The 11,821-nt window shown below is 63.2% G+C and carries 16 protein-coding genes and 1 tRNA gene; 7 read left to right on the top strand and 10 right to left on the bottom strand.

All coding sequences use genetic code 11. The features are described from left to right. Positions 1–636: 636 nt before the first annotated feature. A tRNA-Tyr gene (locus tag O4H53_RS21745) sits at positions 637–720 on the bottom strand. Between the two features lie 113 nt (positions 721–833). Between O4H53_RS21745 and rlmB the strand changes: the two genes are divergently transcribed. The 3 genes from rlmB to O4H53_RS21730 all read left to right on the top strand — a co-directional run bounded on the left by rlmB (position 834) and on the right by O4H53_RS21730 (position 2,626). Beyond that, the gene (gene rlmB, locus O4H53_RS21740) at positions 834–1,613 is read left to right on the top strand and encodes a 23S rRNA (guanosine(2251)-2'-O)-methyltransferase RlmB (protein ID WP_269367135.1); all 780 of its coding nucleotides are present in this window, start codon (positions 834–836) and stop codon (positions 1,611–1,613) included. Positions 1,614–1,625: 12 nt separating this feature from the next. After that, complete coding sequence (locus O4H53_RS21735) at positions 1,626–1,937, top strand: hypothetical protein (protein ID WP_269367133.1); 312 nt, start codon at positions 1,626–1,628, stop codon at positions 1,935–1,937. A gap of 221 nt (positions 1,938–2,158) precedes the next feature. Next, complete coding sequence (locus O4H53_RS21730) at positions 2,159–2,626, top strand: CoA-binding protein (protein WP_269367131.1); 468 nt, start codon at positions 2,159–2,161, stop codon at positions 2,624–2,626. Positions 2,627–2,771: 145 nt separating this feature from the next. Here O4H53_RS21730 and O4H53_RS21725 read toward each other — a convergent pair whose 3' ends face one another. The 3 genes from O4H53_RS21725 to hisA are packed head-to-tail and all read right to left on the bottom strand — an operon-like array spanning position 2,772 to position 4,634. Then, the gene (locus tag O4H53_RS21725; protein ID WP_269367129.1) at positions 2,772–3,101 is read right to left on the bottom strand and encodes a phosphoribosyl-ATP diphosphatase; all 330 of its coding nucleotides are present in this window, start codon (positions 3,099–3,101) and stop codon (positions 2,772–2,774) included. Further along, the gene (hisF, locus tag O4H53_RS21720) at positions 3,098–3,859 is read right to left on the bottom strand and encodes an imidazole glycerol phosphate synthase subunit HisF (protein WP_269367127.1); all 762 of its coding nucleotides are present in this window, start codon (positions 3,857–3,859) and stop codon (positions 3,098–3,100) included. Before hisF ends, O4H53_RS21725 begins: the two co-directional genes overlap by 4 nt. A gap of 55 nt (positions 3,860–3,914) precedes the next feature. Beyond that, on the bottom strand, positions 3,915–4,634 hold the full coding sequence (gene hisA, locus O4H53_RS21715; protein WP_269367125.1) for a 1-(5-phosphoribosyl)-5-[(5-phosphoribosylamino)methylideneamino]imidazole-4-carboxamide isomerase: 720 nt from the start codon (positions 4,632–4,634) through the stop codon (positions 3,915–3,917). A 130-nt stretch (positions 4,635–4,764) separates the two neighbouring features. On the opposite strand from hisA, the gene O4H53_RS21710 reads away from it, so the two are divergent. Together O4H53_RS21710 and O4H53_RS21705 are read left to right on the top strand one after the other, a co-directional pair. Then, the gene (locus O4H53_RS21710; protein WP_269367123.1) at positions 4,765–5,154 is read left to right on the top strand and encodes a DUF2147 domain-containing protein; all 390 of its coding nucleotides are present in this window, start codon (positions 4,765–4,767) and stop codon (positions 5,152–5,154) included. Positions 5,155–5,246: 92 nt separating this feature from the next. Continuing rightward, positions 5,247–5,654 (top strand): DUF2147 domain-containing protein, encoded by a 408-nt coding sequence (locus tag O4H53_RS21705; protein WP_269367121.1) that lies wholly within the window; start codon positions 5,247–5,249, stop codon positions 5,652–5,654. Positions 5,655–5,668: 14 nt separating this feature from the next. Here O4H53_RS21705 and hisH read toward each other — a convergent pair whose 3' ends face one another. Beyond that, entirely contained in the window at positions 5,669–6,307 is a 639-nt protein-coding gene (hisH, locus tag O4H53_RS21700; protein WP_269367141.1) for an imidazole glycerol phosphate synthase subunit HisH, read from the bottom strand. Between the two features lie 324 nt (positions 6,308–6,631). Further along, positions 6,632–7,219, bottom strand: a complete 588-nt coding sequence (gene hisB / locus O4H53_RS21695) for an imidazoleglycerol-phosphate dehydratase HisB (RefSeq protein WP_269367118.1) — start codon at positions 7,217–7,219, stop codon at positions 6,632–6,634. Positions 7,220–7,346: 127 nt separating this feature from the next. Here hisB and O4H53_RS21690 point away from each other — a divergent pair, with 127 nt between their 5' ends. Beyond that, positions 7,347–7,586, top strand: coding sequence for an Lrp/AsnC family transcriptional regulator (locus O4H53_RS21690; RefSeq protein ID WP_067289136.1), 240 nt, complete (start codon positions 7,347–7,349; stop codon positions 7,584–7,586). After that, positions 7,586–7,936: a hypothetical protein gene (locus O4H53_RS21685; protein WP_269367115.1), complete on the top strand. Its 351-nt coding sequence runs from the start codon at positions 7,586–7,588 to the stop codon at positions 7,934–7,936. The genes O4H53_RS21690 and O4H53_RS21685 overlap by 1 nt, the downstream gene beginning before the upstream one ends. A 141-nt stretch (positions 7,937–8,077) precedes the next feature. Here O4H53_RS21685 and O4H53_RS21680 read toward each other — a convergent pair whose 3' ends face one another. The 4 genes from O4H53_RS21680 to urtC all read right to left on the bottom strand — a co-directional run bounded on the left by O4H53_RS21680 (position 8,078) and on the right by urtC (position 11,812). Next, positions 8,078–9,058, bottom strand: a complete 981-nt coding sequence (locus O4H53_RS21680) for a response regulator (RefSeq protein ID WP_269367113.1) — start codon at positions 9,056–9,058, stop codon at positions 8,078–8,080. 153 nt (positions 9,059–9,211) lie between these two features. Further along, positions 9,212–9,907 carry an urea ABC transporter ATP-binding subunit UrtE gene (urtE, locus tag O4H53_RS21675; protein WP_269367111.1) on the bottom strand — a complete coding sequence of 232 codons (696 nt, stop codon included), beginning with the start codon at positions 9,905–9,907 and terminating at the stop codon, positions 9,212–9,214. Continuing rightward, positions 9,900–10,649 carry an urea ABC transporter ATP-binding protein UrtD gene (gene urtD / locus O4H53_RS21670; protein WP_269367109.1) on the bottom strand — a complete coding sequence of 250 codons (750 nt, stop codon included), beginning with the start codon at positions 10,647–10,649 and terminating at the stop codon, positions 9,900–9,902. The genes urtE and urtD overlap by 8 nt, the downstream gene beginning before the upstream one ends. Then, complete coding sequence (gene urtC, locus O4H53_RS21665) at positions 10,646–11,812, bottom strand: urea ABC transporter permease subunit UrtC (protein ID WP_269367107.1); 1,167 nt, start codon at positions 11,810–11,812, stop codon at positions 10,646–10,648. The genes urtD and urtC overlap by 4 nt, the downstream gene beginning before the upstream one ends. Positions 11,813–11,821: the final 9 nt, after the last annotated feature.

Genomic DNA, 11,821 nt, shown 5'->3' with positions numbered 1-11,821 from the left:
TAAAGTGGCATGAACATAGCTCGGCATCGCCCACCCCGGGCAGGCGCTGGCCCGGCTGACGCCTCATGTAACTCCGGGCTCTTTCCGGACCTTCGCTGCAACGCGCGTGAAGGTTCAGACAAGCGGACAAAATTGCCGTTTGCTGCGAAACGTCAAGCCGCGCATCGACGGGCCGTGGTGCGGCGATCCGACCTCTGTGACTGGCACTTTAGGGCAGCCAAGCACATTCTACCCGTCTGTCAGGCATAACAGCAGCCAAATCGCCGTGCCAGGGGACGGCCCGTCATGTCGGAGAGATGCCTCCGGCATGATGCGCGGCGGCCTGCGGCCTTGATTCCGCGCGGGGGAAGCGGAAAGGGCTCTTTCCTGCCGCTCGCTGCGATCTGCGCGACGGCCCGCAAGGCGTTCTGCATCCCCGGCTCGGGCGCGCCTCCGGGGGAATGGGGGCGCTGACCTTAACGGCGCGGAGGAAAGTGGTGGGCGACCCTGGAATCGAACCCGGGCAGTGCGTCTCCGCGAGGGAACCGCAGGTGGCCCCTGCCACATGGGGGGGCGCAGGAACGATCCGGGGGATCGTTCGGCTCGGGCACGCGTCCGGGGGAATGGGGGCGCTTACCTTAACGGAAGGGAGGAAAGTGGTGGGCGACCCTGGAATCGAACCAGGCGTGCGTCTCCGCGAGGGAGTTACAGTCCCCTGCCACACCTTGCGGCCTGTCGCCCACTTTCGCCTGATGCATTGCGCCCGGCGTGGGGGCGTGATTACAAGCGACCCTGAGAGGCGTCAAGGCGAAATTGACGCCGGAGCGGCCGGTCGGGGCACAAGGGATGATGCGATGAAAAAGCCGAAATGGGTGGTGCAGAAAGAGCAGGACAAGAAAGCCGAGGCGCAGGCGACGGTCTGGCTGTTCGGTCTGCATGCGGTGCGTGATGCCCTGGTCAATCCGGAACGGGAAAAGCTGGCGCTGATGGTCACCCCCAATGCGCTGGCCAAGCTGGAAGATGCGGTTGCCCAGGCCGGTATCACGCCGGAGGTTGTGGACCCGCGCAAGTTCCGCCCGCCGCTTGACCCGTCATCGGTGCATCAGGGCGCGGTGCTTGAGGTCAGGCCGCTGAACTGGGGCCGGCTGGAGGATGTCTGCATCGGGCAGACCACGGCGCCGCGCGTGCTGTTGCTGGACCGGGTGACGGACCCGCATAACGTGGGGGCGATTCTGCGCTCTGCCGAAGTGCTGGGGGCCTCGGCGGTGATCGGCACACGGCACCATTCCGCGCCCGAGACCGGGGCGCTTGCCAAAACGGCGTCAGGGGCGCTGGAGCGTCAGCCCTATCTGCGGGTCCGCAACCTGGCCGATGCGATCCGGGCGCTGCAGGGCATGGGCTATCTGGTGCTGGGGCTGGACGGGGAGGCCGCGACCACCATCGAGGCCGCCGTGGAGGGCCGTCGCGACCGGCCCGTGGCGCTGGTGCTGGGGGCCGAGGGCCCCGGCCTGCGTGAAAAGACCCGCGAGACCGTGGATGCCCTGGTACGGATTGACGCAGCCGGGCAATTCGGCTCGCTCAATGTCTCAAATGCTGCGGCGATTGCCCTATATGCTGTCAGAGAGAACGGCTGACGGGGCAGAGATTTGACCTATCCGACCAAGATCGCGACCTGCTGTTACTGCGGGACACGCGCGGCGCTGACACTGGACCGGGGACGGCATGAGCTGTCCTGCGCGCAATGCGCCGCACCGCTGCACGATCTCAAGGCCCTGCCGGTCAGGGAGACCCCGCGCAAGACGGGAATCAGCCATCAGCCCGCTCTGCGCCGCTCTCCCGCCGCGCCCGGGTCCGAGGCAAAGCCGCACCGCAGGTCAAAAAAGCGCAAGCCGCGCAAATCGCTCTGGCGCCGCATGGCCGAGGAGGCCTTTGACGTGGTCGAGGACATCTTTGATTGAGCGGCGGCAGATCGGCGAAATCCTGCCCGCTGTTCACCTGATCTTCACAAAATTGCGCAACCCCTTTTTCTGTCTCGGATCCTACCTATCTTTGAGACAAGACGGCGGGCCCGGAACGCCCGTGCGTCATTTTACTGTCCCTCGTTCCGTACCTTATGCGCCCCCTGAAATATTCAGGCGGGCGCCTTTTTTACGGGATCAATGCAGGATAGAGTTTGCCGATGACCTATTCTGATGCCTTGCTGAAAGACATATTGACCCGCACCCGGCGAATCGCGGTGGTGGGCGTGTCGCTGAACCCGGTGCGGCCAAGCTATTACGTGGCGCGTTACCTGGGGCTGCGCGGCTATCGCGTGATCCCGGTCAACCCGCTGCATGAAGGCGCAGAGGTCTTTGGCCGCGAGGTGCTTGGATCGCTGTCGCAGATCGAGGGCGGGGTCGACATGGTCGATATCTTTCGCCGGTCCGAAGCGGTGCCCGGGATCGTCGAGGAGGCGCTGGCCCGTTTTCCGGAGTTGCAGACCATCTGGATGCAGATCGGTGTCGAACACGCCGAAGCCGCAGCCCTGGCAGAGGCGCGGGGTGTGACGGTGATCCAGAATCGTTGTCCCAAGATCGAATATCAGCGGATGCATGGCGAGCTGCGCATGGGCGGCTTTGCCACGGGGATGATTTCCAGCAAGCTGTGATCTGCAGGACGCGCTGCGCGCGGCACGATCCATTCTTGCTGATGAGGGGGCTTTGCCCCCTCAAACTCCCCCGGGCATTCCGGGCGGAAGCGTCACGTGATGTCTGCTGTGTCAGGTATCTCGTCAGACGCTGTGCAGCAGCGGATCAGCGGGAGGCTTTTTCCGCGAGGCCCGATTGCGACTGGCGGCGGGAAAGTTCATCCATCACGTCGGAGAGGGGGACATCACGGGCGGCGAGCATGACCAGCAGGTGGTAGAGCACATCGGCGGCCTCCGACGTGAGCGCCGTCTTGTCGTCTTTCACCGCTTCGATGATGGCCTCGATGGCTTCCTCGCCGAATTTTTCGGCGCATTTCTCGGGGCCTTTTGCCAGCAATTGCGCGGTCCAGCTGCTGTCAGGGGCCGCACCCTTGCGGCTGAGGATGGTGGCATAGAGGGCGTCGAGCGTGCCGTTTGCGGGAGTCGCTTGGGTCATGTCAGCCTCATCGGGATGCCGGCGGCGGCCATGTGCTGTTTGGCCTCGTGAATGGTGAATTCGCCGAAATGGAAGATCGAGGCGGCCAGCACGGCGGAGGCGCCGCCCTCGGTCACGCCTTCGACCAGATGGTCGAGCGTGCCGACACCACCCGAAGCGATCACCGGCACGTTTACCGCGTCAGAGATGGCGCGGGTCAGCGGCAGGTTGAAGCCGGATTTGGTGCCATCGCGGTCCATGGAGGTGAGCAGGATCTCGCCCGCGCCTTTTTCGGCAACGGTACGGGCGAAAGCGACGGCGTCGATCCCGGTGGATTTGCGACCGCCATGGGTGAAAATCTCCCATTTGCCGGGGGAGACCGTCTTGGCGTCGATGGCGACCACGATGCATTGGCTGCCGAAATGATCGGCGGCTTCGGCGACGACATCCGGGTTGGCAACGGCGGCGGAATTGAAGCTGACCTTGTCGGCCCCGGCCAGCAGGAGGGCGCGCACATCCGCCGCGCTCCGCACGCCGCCGCCGACGGTCAGGGGGATGTAGCAATGTTCGGCGGTGCGGCGCACCAGGTCGAACATCGTGCCGCGATTCTCATGGGTGGCGTGGATGTCGAGAAAGCAAAGTTCGTCGGCACCTGCGGCGTCATAGGCGATGGCGGCATCGACGGGATCGCCCGCATCGCGCAGGCCGACGAAGTTCACACCTTTGACCACCCGGCCATCGGCCACGTCGAGGCAGGGGATGATGCGGGTTTTCAACATGTCTCTGGTCCGGGCGTGGGGCGGGGGTGGATTGTGTATTTCAGGAACAATGAAATCACCGGGACAGGGTTGAGAGCGCGGTGGCAAGGTCGATTGCCCCGTCATAAAGGGCGCGGCCCGAAATGGCGCCTTCGATCACGCCGGTGTCGCGCAGGGCGATCAGATCATCAAGCGAGGACACGCCGCCGGAGGCGATGACGGGAATGCGGACCGCGCGGGCCAGGGCGGCGGTGGCCTCGATATTGGGGCCGCCCATGGCGCCGTCGCGCATGATGTCGGTGTAGATGATCGCGGCGACGCCCGCGTCCTCGAAGGATTTCGCGAGGTCGGTGACCAGCACATCGGTTTCATTGGCCCAGCCCTTGGTCGCGACGCGGCCCTCGCGCGCGTCGATGCCGACGGCGACCTTGCCGGGAAAGGCGCGGGCGGCTTCGCGGACCAGATCGGGGTTTTCCACGGCGACTGTGCCCAGGATGACGCGGGCAAGCCCCTTGTCGAGCCAGGAGTCAATCGTGGCCATGTCGCGGATGCCGCCGCCCAGCTGGGCGGGGACCTTGCAGGCTTTCAGGATCGCCTCCACCGGGGCGGCATTGACCGGGGTGCCGGCAAAGGCACCGTTGAGATCCACCAGATGCAGCCATTGGCAGCCGGCCTCGACAAAGCTGCGGGCCTGGGCGGCGGGATCGTCGTTGAACACGGTGGAGCTTTCCATGTCACCGTGGACCAGGCGCACGGCCTGTCCGTCCTTGAGGTCAATGGCGGGATAGAGGATCATCGGCGGGTCCTGTGCTGATTTGCACGCGCGGTTTTGCATGCATGGGCGGGATTTGCAACGCGACCTCAGGTCAGGCTTGCCAGAAACCGGGCGCTGATCCAGACTATGCCGCAAAAGGGGAGGATATTGCATGAAAAAACTGATGACAGCGGCGGCACTGGCCTTTGGTCTGGCCGGGGCGGCCCAGGCGGCAGACCCGGCGGTTGGCACCTGGCAGACCCAGGTCGATGACGGGGCCTATGCCCATGTGAAGATGGCCCCCTGTGGCGGCGCGATTTGCGGCACCATTGCGCGGACCTTCAACGACAGTGGCGAATACAAGTCGCCCAACCTTGGCAAGACGCTGGTGATCGACATGGTGCCGGAAGGCGGCGGGAACTACGCGGGCAAGGTCTGGCGGCCGTCGAATGGCAAGATCTACATCGGCAAGATGAATGTCTCGGGCAATGCGCTGAAACTGTCGGGATGCGTGGCGGGCGGTCTGATCTGTTCGAAACAGACCTGGAAGCGGATCAACTGATCCGCTTTCCGGCCATTGCGCCGGGGATGTGAGTTTTCGGGGGGCTGAACCGGGTATGCCGGTGTCATTGCGGGAAAGTTGAGGTGCAGTTCATGCGGGCGCTGCGCGGGGGCGCGATTGCGCTGATCCTCTGTCTGTCATCACATGCCGTCGCGCAGGGAAGGGATGCGGCCGAAATCCCGCGCGGCCTTTGGCAGACCGAACCGGACGGGCTGGGGGTCGTATTGCATGTGCGCACGCGCAGATGCGGGCGCGACCTCTGCGCGCTGGTCGAGCGGGCCAAGAACCGGCGAGGGTATGACGCAAGGTCCGATGCGGTGGGCGCGAAGGTGCTTTGGAACCTGCGTGCACAGCCCGATGGCAGCTTTCTGGGCGAATATAGCGCGCGCGATGGTGAACGCTATGGGCAGACCCGGGTCAGGGCGGTGGGGGGCGCATTGCATCTGCAGGCCTGCACTGCGGCAACCTGCAAGAACCTCGTCTGGACGCGGATCAGATAACCCTGGCTGAGCGCCTATGGCGCCCATTTCAGGAAGTTCGAGATCAGCCGCAATCCGGTGGCCTGCGATTTCTCGGGGTGGAACTGCATGCCCAGCATGGTGTCGCGCCCGATGATGGCGGTGACGTCGCCTGCATAATCGACATGGGCCAGCCGCTGGGCCGGGTTGTTCACCGCCATGTGGTAGGAATGCACGAAATAGGCGTGGTCGCCTGTCTTGATGCCGTCAAAGACGGCGTGCGGATGGTCGATCACCAGATCGTTCCAGCCCATATGAGGCACCTTCAGGCTGCGGTCGGTGGGCGCGATGCGGGTGACCTCGCCGCCGATCCAGTCCAGGCCCGGCGTGTCGCGGTATTCGCGGCCCATCGTGGCCATCAGCTGCATGCCGACACAGATGCCCAGAAACGGGCGGCCCTTGACCTCGACTGCTTCGACCATGGCATCGAACACACCACCTGCGCCCTTCAGTGCCGCCATACAGGCGGGAAAGGCACCGTCGCCCGGCAGGACGATCCGGTCGGCGCGTGCCACCACGTCGGCGTCGGAGGTGACGGTGACCTCGCCTGCGTCCACTTCGCGGGCCATGCGTTCAAAGGCCTTGTGGGCGGAATGCAGGTTGCCGCTTTCATAGTCGATGATGGCGGTCAGCATGGGCATCTGTCCCCTTGTGAATGGCGGGAGTGAAGGGATTTCCTGTGGGCGGCTGCGGATGGCCGGGGACGGGGCGGGCCTGTGGGCCGCAAATGAAGACATGTCATATATGACATGTCTTCATGGGAGTGTCTGGGATAGCCTCTGGCATCAAGGGAGTGTCTGGCCTCATGGCAGCATCCGGGCGCGCAGGCGGGCAAGGCGGCACATGCAAGGTTCCGGCAGGATGCGCCTTGCAGGCCGGTGGCTGAAAACCTGCCGTTCTGTGGCACATCCACCGGTTGCCATTGGCGACCACCGCCGCCGTTATCCCCTGCATCGGGGTCAAAGCGCACCCTTGGTGGAGGGGATATCGCCCGATTTGCGCGGATCGACCTCAACGGCCTCGCGCAGGGCACGGGCGACGGATTTGAACGCCGCCTCGACGATATGGTGGCTGTTCAGCCCATGCAGCATGTCCACATGCAGGGTGATGCCGCCCTGGGTGCTGAAAGCCTGGAAGAATTCGCGCACAAGCTCCGTATCGAAGGTCCCGATCTTGTCGGTCGGCAGATCGACATTCCACACCAGGAAGGGCCGGGCCGACAGGTCAAGGGCGCAGCGCAGCAGGGCGTCATCCATCGGCAGCAGGCAGGACCCGTAGCGCCGGATGCCGCGCTTGTCCCCCAGCGCCTTGGCCAGCGCCTGGCCCAGCGTGATGCCCACATCCTCGACCGTGTGGTGATCGTCGATGTGCAGATCGCCGGTGGCGCGGACCTTCATGTCGATCAGCGAGTGGCGCGCCAGTTGATCCAGCATGTGATCAAAGAAACCCACGCCGGTCTGGTTGTCATAGCTGCCGGTGCCGTCAAGATTGATCTCGACGCTGACATCGGTTTCGGCGGTGGTGCGGGTCAGGCTGGTCTGGCGCATATCGGGCCCCTCTGGCTGGCGTCAGCAGCCTTATAGCAGTGCTGGCCCCGACGCCAAGACCGGATGAGGGATTGCAGGCGACCGGGCCTTGTGTCAGCCTGAGGGGAGCGCAATTTTCGAGAGTCCGATGACCACCTGTGTTTTTATCCAGATCAGATGCCGCCCCGGTACAACCTACCGCGTGGCCGAGGAAATTGCCCTGCGCGAGATCCATTCCGAACTCTATTCGACCTCGGGCGAATACGACCTGCTGATGAAGCTCTATATCCCCAAGGGGGAGGATGTGGGCGTGTTCATCAATGACCATCTGTTGACCATTGAGGGGATCGAAAGGTCTATGACCACCATGACCTTCAAGGTCTTTTGATGGCGCGTCAGGCATTTTTCGGAACCCTGGCACTTGTTTTCTCCAGCGTCGCCGGGCCGGTCACTGCGGCCGAAAAGGTCTATGAAGGCAGCGAGGCCGCGGCGCTGCGCTGTTCCAATACCCTGGCGCTGACGGCCGTGGCGCTTGCGGGGGCCGAGCTGATCAGTGCGGAGGAAAAAGAGGTGATGCTGGGTGTGACGGTCCTGATTCTCGAGCACCATGTCACCGGGACCTGGGCGCAGAAAAAAGCGGCGATGGCGGTGGTGCGCGACCGGCGGTCGGTGAGTGAAACGCTGGAAGACTACCGCCGCAGCGCCGCCCGCTGCCTGAGCCAGTTTCCAATCAACTGAGCGCCGCGCGCCAAGGCCATGCCCGGGCGCGCCTGAGATGCTGACCTACAGCGTCCCGCCTTGACCTGATACAGGCCGTATCGCCGATGTCCCGAGAGCGCGCAGCGCGGCAGGGTATCGGCGATTCAAGATCAACACGACCTAGAACACGCCCGCCGGTGATTTCCCGCTCATCTTCGACCTTTGGGCCGCTTTGCTGCGGCTGCGCATCATGGCGCGGTCGATGGCGCGGTCGAATGTCTTTTTCACCCGTTGATTACGGTTGGTATAGGGCGGGATCGGATTGCCGATCGACACTCTGAGGTTCATCGGCGTGCCATCGGCATAGACCGCGGCACCCGAATTCAGCAGCGCATGGGCCTGATCCTCGATCACCGGCCAATCGGGCGGTTCGGCCCCCTGGCTGATGGCCAGAATGATGCCCTTGCCTTCATAGGCCAGCAGCAGGTTGGGATGATCGACTACCTCGACAATGGCGTCGACGACTTCGCCCAGGGCAATGGCAAATTCCTGGCTTGTGCAATTGTTGTACAGCGTCTCGATCTCTTCGATCCGGATCGCAAAGACACAGCATTCGTCCAGCGCCTGACGCGAGAGCTGCGACAGGTAATTGCCCAGCGAGAAGGGCAGGATCAGCTGTTCCTGATGCATCAGACGGACGGGACAGCCGATGCCAAAGGCATGTTCGCCCTTCGTGGCATCTGCCACCGGCATCAGCGGGTCGAGACGGGGCGCGCTTTCGGTGGTTTCCGACATCCGTTTTGCCACCCGGATCCGGGTGGTGATCTCTTTGACGTCAAAGGGCTTGGTCACATAGTCGTTGGCCCCGGCGGCAAAGGCACTTTCGATCTTGATGCGGTCCCTGACCGAGGTCAGCATGAGGATCGGTGTTTCGCGGTAATCCGGCATGGTGCGGATTTTGCGGCACAGCGAAATTCCGTTCATGCCCGGCATTTCGATATCAAGGATCAGGCAATCGAATCGGGTGTCGTTTTCTTCCAGCATGGTCAGCGCCTGATCGGCGGACTGGGCGCAGGTGATATCGGGCATATCATCCTGACCGAACACGACAGTCAGGAGCTCAAGTACGACCGGATCATCATCAACGGCTAGAAGTCGCATATATCACCTTTTTATCTTTCCACACGAAGGCCTCTACCAACGCAACGATCATTGGCTGCGCTGGCTACACCTAAGCGGGAAAAGCGGGCGAAATTATGACGGCAATGCAATTAAAGATTGTGTAAAACGCAAGAAATCTCCCGTATTGCGGGATTAGAGCGCCAAATCGCTCATCAGTTCTGCCTTGGGGTAGTCCAATTTGGCGCGGCTTCGCTTGACCCTTCCGCCCTCCATCACGACAAAGGCGTCGCCAAGCCGATAGGCGAAATCGGCGTTCTGTTCGACCAGCACGATGGCCATCTGCCCCTGTCCGCGCAGCAGTTCCAGCGCATCGCCGATCTGCTGGATGATATTGGGCTGAATGCCTTCCGTCGGCTCATCCAGCAGCAGCACCTTGGGGCGGGTGATCAGGGCACGGGCGATGGCCAGCTGCTGTTGCTGACCGCCCGACAGGTCGCCGCCGCGCCGCGATTGCATGTCGCGCAGGACCGGGAACAATTCAAAGATATGATCCGGAATCACATGGTCGGGTTTCGGCAGGCAGGCAAAGCCGGATTGCAGGTTCTCCAGAACGCTCATCATCGGAAAGACCTCGCGGCCCTGCGGGACATAGGCGATGCCGGCCCGCGCTGCCCTGACGGCTGATGACAGGGGCAGGGGGGCACCGCCGACCTCGGCCCGCTCCGCCTGTGCCGGATGTCGCCCCGCGATTGCTTTCAGCAGGCTGGTCTTGCCCACGCCGTTGTTGCCCATCACGGCGGTGATCTGCCCCACGGTCGCGGTCATGGAGACGTCGAAGAGGATCTGGCTTTGCCCGTATTTCAGGTCGAGATTCGCAATATCAAGCATGACCGCGCCCCAGATAGACATCGATCACGGTCGGATCGGCGGTGACATGTTCAAGACGCCCCTCGGCCAGCACCGCGCCCTCGTGCAGCACCGTGACCTTGCAGTCCAGGCGGCGCACGAATTCCATGTCATGTTCCACCACCACCACCGCGCGGGTCTTTGCCGCCTCCCGCAGGATGTCCGTTGTCTTTTCGCGTTCCTCCGCCGTCATGCCTGCGGCGGGTTCATCCACCAGCATCAGGCGGGGTTCCTGCGCCAGCAGCATGCCGATCTCCAGCCATTGTTTCTGACCATGGCTCAGCTCGCCCGCGACGCGGGTCAGACTGTCGCTCAGACCGATTTCTTCGGCGATCTTTTCGATCCGCGCGCCGTTGGCTGCGGTCTTCTTGTGCGTCAGCACCGCAAAGGGCCCGCGCGGGTTCTTCAGCGCCATGGCAAGGTTCTGCCGCACCGTCTGATCCTCGAACACGGTGGGTTTCTGGAACTTGCGTCCGATGCCCTCCTTGGCAATTTCGCTTTCCGACATGCCCAGCAGGGAAATGTTGCGCTCGCCCCAGATCACCTCGCCCTTGTCCGGCTTTGTCTTGCCGGTGACGATGTCCATGAAAGTGGTCTTGCCCGCGCCATTCGGCCCGATGATGGCGCGCAATTCGCCCTCGGCAAAGTTGATCGACAGGTTGTTGATCGCCCGGAACCCGTCAAAGGTGACGGTGACGCCATTGACCTCCAGCAGCATGCTCATGACGGTTTCCTCACCAGATAATCGAACAGCCCGCCAATGCCCTTGGGAAAGAACAGCGTGACGGCGACAAAGCTCAGGCCCAGCAGTACCAGCCACCAGTTCGTCCATTGGATCGTGTAGACCCACAGGTTGATGTCCGGCGCCCCGCCGCCGGTGAACCAGGACGACAGCAGCGACACGAAAGCGGCACCGATGACCGCCCCGTAAAGCCGCCCCCGTCCGCCGATGGCGACCCAGACCGCGAGATAGATCGAGGCGATGGGCGCGATTTCCCCGGGGTTGATGATGCCCGCCTGCGGGTAATAGAGCGCCCCGGCGATGCCCGACACGATGGCGGTTATGGTAAAGATGAACAGCTTGTAGCTTTCCACGTGGTAGCCCAGGAAGCGCACCCGCGCCTCATTGTCGCGAATGCCCTTCACCACGCTGCCCATCTTGCCCGACACCACCCAGGCAAAGAACAGATAGCCCGCGCCAAGCGCCAGGGCCGAGACGAGGAAGAACACCAGCGACAGGGCGGCCTGCGAGGTCTGCTCGAATCCGGGGATGTTCTGCAGGCCCGAGAGCCCGTTGTTGCCGCGCAACCCGCTGTCGTTCTGGAACAGGTACAGCGACAGCGCCAGGGTCATCGCCTGGGTCAGGATCGACAGGTAGACACCGGTCACCCGGCTGCGGAAGGCCAACCAGCCGAAGACCAGCGCCAGCAGGCCGGGAACCAGCACGACCATCAGCAATTGCAGGAACAGATTGTCGGCAAAGGCCCAGATCAGCGGAAATTCCGAACTGCCCACCACGCCGAAGATCTGGTTGCCGATGGCGTCCGAAATCTCTGCCGGGGTGGGGGGCAGGGGCTGACCGGCAAGGCTGCCCAGCACGATGCCCTCGGTGCGCGCATACATCAGCCACATGCCGATGGCATAGCCGCCGATCCCGAAGAAGGCGAAATGCCCCAGGCTGAGAATGCCGCAATAGCCCCAGACCACATCCATCGCGATGGCGATCAGGCACAGGCACAGCGTCTTGCCCAATGTCTTGACGAAAGAGGTGGAGATCACACCGATGCCGAAACCTTCGGACAGGATGGTGACCCCCAGCGTGAACAGCGCGAGCGCGCAGAGGAACCACAGGATGGAAGGGTTCTGCGCGATGAAACTGCGTCTCATGGCGCGACC

Source organism: Sulfitobacter sp. G21635-S1, from assembly GCF_027213915.1.
In the GTDB taxonomy this organism is placed as follows: domain Bacteria; phylum Pseudomonadota; class Alphaproteobacteria; order Rhodobacterales; family Rhodobacteraceae; genus Sulfitobacter.
This window is presented reverse-complemented; position numbering and strand designations above follow the sequence as displayed.

Bases quoted from the DNA above. Each gene is read 5' to 3' on its own strand.
- hisH (WP_269367141.1), bottom strand. From the start codon at position 6,307: ATGCTGACCGCCATCATCGACTATGAAAGCGGCAACCTGCATTCCGCC.
- O4H53_RS21705 (WP_269367121.1), top strand. From the start codon at position 5,247: ATGCGGGCGCTGCGCGGGGGCGCGATTGCGCTGATCCTCTGTCTGTCA.
- hisB (WP_269367118.1), bottom strand. From the start codon at position 7,219: ATGCGCCAGACCAGCCTGACCCGCACCACCGCCGAAACCGATGTCAGC.
- rlmB (WP_269367135.1), top strand. From the start codon at position 834: ATGAAAAAGCCGAAATGGGTGGTGCAGAAAGAGCAGGACAAGAAAGCC.
- O4H53_RS21685 (WP_269367115.1), top strand. From the start codon at position 7,586: ATGGCGCGTCAGGCATTTTTCGGAACCCTGGCACTTGTTTTCTCCAGC.
- urtC (WP_269367107.1), bottom strand. From the start codon at position 11,812: ATGAGACGCAGTTTCATCGCGCAGAACCCTTCCATCCTGTGGTTCCTC.
- urtD (WP_269367109.1), bottom strand. From the start codon at position 10,649: ATGAGCATGCTGCTGGAGGTCAATGGCGTCACCGTCACCTTTGACGGG.
- O4H53_RS21690 (WP_067289136.1), top strand. From the start codon at position 7,347: ATGACCACCTGTGTTTTTATCCAGATCAGATGCCGCCCCGGTACAACC.
- hisF (WP_269367127.1), bottom strand. From the start codon at position 3,859: ATGTTGAAAACCCGCATCATCCCCTGCCTCGACGTGGCCGATGGCCGG.
- O4H53_RS21710 (WP_269367123.1), top strand. From the start codon at position 4,765: ATGAAAAAACTGATGACAGCGGCGGCACTGGCCTTTGGTCTGGCCGGG.
- O4H53_RS21725 (WP_269367129.1), bottom strand. From the start codon at position 3,101: ATGACCCAAGCGACTCCCGCAAACGGCACGCTCGACGCCCTCTATGCC.
- urtE (WP_269367111.1), bottom strand. From the start codon at position 9,907: ATGCTTGATATTGCGAATCTCGACCTGAAATACGGGCAAAGCCAGATC.
- O4H53_RS21730 (WP_269367131.1), top strand. From the start codon at position 2,159: ATGACCTATTCTGATGCCTTGCTGAAAGACATATTGACCCGCACCCGG.
- O4H53_RS21680 (WP_269367113.1), bottom strand. From the start codon at position 9,058: ATGCGACTTCTAGCCGTTGATGATGATCCGGTCGTACTTGAGCTCCTG.
- hisA (WP_269367125.1), bottom strand. From the start codon at position 4,634: ATGATCCTCTATCCCGCCATTGACCTCAAGGACGGACAGGCCGTGCGC.